The 3,727-nt window shown below is 55.6% G+C and carries 6 protein-coding genes; 2 read left to right on the forward strand and 4 right to left on the reverse strand.

Annotated features, from left to right (window positions below):
* From tnpB to Q0239_RS02430, 4 genes are all read right to left on the reverse strand, one after another.
* A partial coding sequence (gene tnpB, locus Q0239_RS02415) for an IS66 family insertion sequence element accessory protein TnpB (RefSeq protein WP_298597840.1) occupies window positions 1-285 on the reverse strand: 285 nt, incomplete at its 3' end.
* Window positions 282-680, reverse strand: coding sequence for a transposase (locus tag Q0239_RS02420; protein ID WP_024585272.1), 399 nt, complete (start codon window positions 678-680; stop codon window positions 282-284). The genes tnpB and Q0239_RS02420, both read right to left, overlap by 4 nt.
* A gap of 94 nt (window positions 681-774) precedes the next feature.
* A complete protein-coding gene (locus Q0239_RS02425) occupies window positions 775-1,314 on the reverse strand; it encodes an IclR family transcriptional regulator (RefSeq protein ID WP_298597845.1) in 540 nt (179 codons plus the stop codon).
* A 30-nt stretch (window positions 1,315-1,344) separates the two neighbouring features.
* On the reverse strand, window positions 1,345-2,178 hold the full coding sequence (locus tag Q0239_RS02430) for an IS5 family transposase (protein ID WP_127601122.1): 834 nt from the start codon (window positions 2,176-2,178) through the stop codon (window positions 1,345-1,347).
* Window positions 2,179-2,355: 177 nt separating this feature from the next.
* Here Q0239_RS02430 and pcaH point away from each other — a divergent pair, with 177 nt between their 5' ends.
* Both pcaH and pcaG read left to right on the forward strand, forming a co-directional pair.
* Window positions 2,356-3,093 carry a protocatechuate 3,4-dioxygenase subunit beta gene (gene pcaH, locus Q0239_RS02435; protein ID WP_298597852.1) on the forward strand — a complete coding sequence of 246 codons (738 nt, stop codon included), beginning with the start codon at window positions 2,356-2,358 and terminating at the stop codon, window positions 3,091-3,093.
* A complete protein-coding gene (gene pcaG / locus Q0239_RS02440; protein ID WP_051796746.1) occupies window positions 3,083-3,673 on the forward strand; it encodes a protocatechuate 3,4-dioxygenase subunit alpha in 591 nt (196 codons plus the stop codon). The genes pcaH and pcaG overlap by 11 nt, the downstream gene beginning before the upstream one ends.
* Window positions 3,674-3,727 lie beyond the last annotated feature (54 nt).

Raw genomic sequence — 3,727 nt, forward strand, 5'->3', positions numbered from 1 at the left:
AAGCTCGGGCAGCTTCAGGAACATGTCGATGATCTCGTCGGTCATGCGCAGCGGCGCATGAACTTGCGCGCCCATCACCGTCGAGTTGACGGGGCAGCCAGCCTCGAGGATTGCCAGTTCCTTCAGCCGGTCGGCGCGCTTCGAACGAAAAACCACAATCAGGCCCGAATGCGGATCGAGCCCGAGCGTGTTCTGCACGAGGCCGGCCAGCGCGTCGTGCCCGCACCGGAAATCGACAGGACGTACAGCAAGCACAATCCGCAGTCCCTGCGCCGGAATGATCATGCGCCGCGCTCGATCGCGGTCACGATCTCCGCGATCCGCACCGCTGACACGTCCGCGTCCAGGCGAACCGAAACCTTGCCAATCGTAATCTCGACAGGCCCCTCGTTCTTGCCTGACGCCGCTGGATCACTCAACTCGATCGACACGAAATCCGCCGCTTCGTCCGTGACCAATGCGATCCGGCCGGCACGCGCCAATCTGCGCCACGTCGTCAATTGCTGGGCCTTGACACCATAACGCCGTGCGACATCACATACGCGGGCGCCAGGCTTCATGGTCTCGAAAACAGCGCGCCCCTTGGTCTCCGCAGACCACAACCGGCCTCCAGAACGGGTACGGCGCGCAAGCTTCCCTACAAAACCGTCGGCTTCGGCTTCCTCGCCCGATAGCTCCATCGCCCTCAGTCTCCTCCTGGCTGCCTGAACAACCAAGAATCGCAGACCACAAACCGAGGGGAAACCCATCAATCAAATGGGGACAAAGCTTCGCTTACGAATCAACGATAGTTTCCGATGTGAAGCGCTTGAGGGGTTGCGAAAGGAGCTGGGACAGTTGCGCCTCTTCTATGAACGCAAGCAGGGCTTTTCCGTTTGCAGAGCAATGCAAAGGGGCACTGCCGCCGACGCGAGAAGCAACACGCATCGGTTCGGTGCTTTCGTTTTTCGCGAGGTAAAGAAGCTCCGAACCGTGCAAGACAGAAAGGGTTACCGTTTCCCCCGTCTTTTCCATCAGAGCCTTCATGTGGGGCGAGCAACCCTTCCCCAGATCTAACGGGGCGAGCTTAGTTCCGGCAAGCCGAACGGGGGCGCGCCCGAGCCGGTATTTTCGAGTCTCAGGATGCTGCTCAACGAAACCTGAGCTGGCGAGGGTGCGAAGCAGATTGTGAACTGTAGCGCTGTTAATATCGAGTATTCTTCCGATTTCGCGTACCCCAAGCCATTCAACATCGGTCGTGAATAGCTCAAGTAAGGCAAGCGCTTTTGAGACCGTTTGTACTGTGCCTTGTGGCGAATTGGACTTCTGAGCCATAGTCCTCTCAGAGTCGGACTCGAAAAGGCATCAACGATATCCATACCTTGCGAGACGCCTGGTGAGCAGGCGGATGTGGGCGATGGATATCCAGGCTTCTGCTGAAGCGATGGATTTTTCGAAGTCCTTTGCCAGCCTTCGGCATCGGCCAAGCCACGCGAATGTGCGCTCGACGACCCAGCGGCGGGGCAGGATCTCAAAACCCTTGGCCTGGTCAGAGCGCTTGATGATTTCGATCGTCCATTTGCCGATTTTCTGCAGCCGTTTCTTCAGTTTTTCGCCCGCATAGCCGCCATCGGCAAAGACATGGAGGAGCCATGGCCAGCGGTTGCGAATGGATTTGAGGAGATCGGGAGCACCGTCGCGGTCCTGGATATCGGCGCTGTGTACCATGAGGCCGACCATCAGCCCAAGCGTGTCGACAACAATGTGGCGCTTGCGACCCTTGATTTTCTTGCCCGCATCGAAGCCCCGGATACCACCACTTTCGGTCGTTTTGACACTTTGGCTATCGATGGCGCCCGCCGTCGGAGAGGCATCTTTCCCCTCCAGTTCCCGGGCCTCCATAACGAGGTGGTGGTTGATCCGTGACCAAAGATCCATCGCCCGCCACTCATAGAAATATCGCTGCACCGTAGAGCAGGGTGGAAAATCCTTGGGCAGCATTCGCCACTGGCACCCTGTTGAAGCGATATAGAGAAGCGCGTTCACAACCTCGCGCAAGTCGGTCTTGCGGGGACGGCCGAGACGGCGAGGTGCGGGCATGAAGCCAGCTATAAATCCCCATTCGCGATCCGTAACATCGCTTGCATATCGGCTCGTCTGACGCTCATATTGCCGCCGGGTGGTTTCAGTCCAGGCCATCGTGCTCTCCATCGAATCTTTGCAAATCCGAAGGAATCACAACTGGCTGAAATCACTCAACTCTTTTTGGGGCAGCCTCTTAGACGACGGCCTGCAACTCGGGACGGCGTTGACGGGCAAGAAAAAGTGTTCTAGCTTATTGAACAGTGTTTAGATTATATGAACAGGTAAGTGCTCATGGCCTTGTTCCTCCCCGGCTGGCCCGAAGTGCCGGCGGAATATCCCTCCGATAGCGTCGGCATGCATCCGCCTTATGATACGCCGGCCTACATCTTTACCAGAAAGCGCGCTCCATCCCGGCCCTTAAGATATATTCCGCAGACTGCTACGGAGTTGTCCGGGCCTGTGTATGGACACGAAAGTGTTCGTCCAGAAGACTCGGATCTGACTCGTCAGCATGACGGAGAGCCGATAGGAGAGCGCATTCGAATTACGGGGCGTGTTATCGATGAAGACGGCCGCGGCGTTCCAAACGCACTATTGGAAATCTGGCAGGCGAACGCAGCTGGTCGCTATATTCATAAGTTAGATCAGCACTTAGCACCCCTTGACCCAAACTTTTCGGGCGCTGGCCGTACCGTTACCGGAAGCGACGGCTCATATTCATTTATTACGATTATTCCTGGTGCTTATCCGGTCGTGGGACTGCACAACGTCTGGCGTCCACGCCACATTCACATCTCTTTATTCGGGCCGTCATTTTTGAGCCGCTTGGTCACCCAACTCTACTTCGAGGGCGATCCCCTGCTCAGATATGACTCCATCTATAATGCAGCGCCGGATTTCTCAAAGAGAGGAATGGTGGCTTCGCTCGATCTTGAGGCTACACAGTCTGAATGGGGCTTAACTTACCGCTTTGACATTGTTCTGCGGGGCCGAAACGGGAACTATTTCGAGGAAACTCATGCGCATTGAAGCCCCGATGACGATCACACCATCTCAGACAGTCGGTCCCTTCTATGCCTACTGCCTGACGCCAGACGACTATCAAACGATCCCTCCTATTTTTGGAAGGAACCTCGCCACCGACGATGCTGTGGGACAGCGCATTTCAATTTCGGGAACGCTCATCGACGGAGATGATCATGCCATCCCTGATGGTATGATCGAACTCTGGCAGCCTGATGGAAATGGCAATTTTGTAGGTGCACAAATCAACCCACGAAAGTCATCATTCACGGGCTTTGGCCGCACCCACTGCAATGAGTCTGGCTCCTTCACATTTCACACTGTGAAACCGGGTCGTGTTCCGACATCCGCAGGGATCTTACAGGCGCCTCACGTTGCGCTTTCCATCTTTGGAAAGGGATTGAACCGCAGATTATACACGAGAATCTATTTCGCAGATGAAGTCTCTAATGATGAAGACCCGATCTTGGCTCTCCTGTCGAGTGATGAGCGTGCTACGCTTATCGCAGAAAAGATCGATGATGCCGCCTTTCACATCACAATCCGCCTTCAAGGACAGAGGGAGACGGTTTTCTTCGAAGTGTGAGAGTCGGACTCGAAAAGGCATCAACGATATCCATACCTTGCGAGACGCCTGGTG

Origin of the sequence: uncultured Sphingorhabdus sp., from assembly GCF_937872355.1 — a bacterium.
Classification (GTDB): domain Bacteria; phylum Pseudomonadota; class Alphaproteobacteria; order Sphingomonadales; family Sphingomonadaceae; genus Sphingorhabdus_B.

Bases quoted from the DNA above. Each gene is read 5' to 3' on its own strand.
- Q0239_RS02420 (WP_024585272.1), bottom strand. From the start codon at position 680: ATGGAGCTATCGGGCGAGGAAGCCGAAGCCGACGGTTTTGTAGGGAAG.
- Q0239_RS02425 (WP_298597845.1), bottom strand. From the start codon at position 1,314: ATGGCTCAGAAGTCCAATTCGCCACAAGGCACAGTACAAACGGTCTCA.
- Q0239_RS02430 (WP_127601122.1), bottom strand. From the start codon at position 2,178: ATGGCCTGGACTGAAACCACCCGGCGGCAATATGAGCGTCAGACGAGC.
- pcaH (WP_298597852.1), top strand. From the start codon at position 2,356: ATGGCCTTGTTCCTCCCCGGCTGGCCCGAAGTGCCGGCGGAATATCCC.
- pcaG (WP_051796746.1), top strand. From the start codon at position 3,083: ATGCGCATTGAAGCCCCGATGACGATCACACCATCTCAGACAGTCGGT.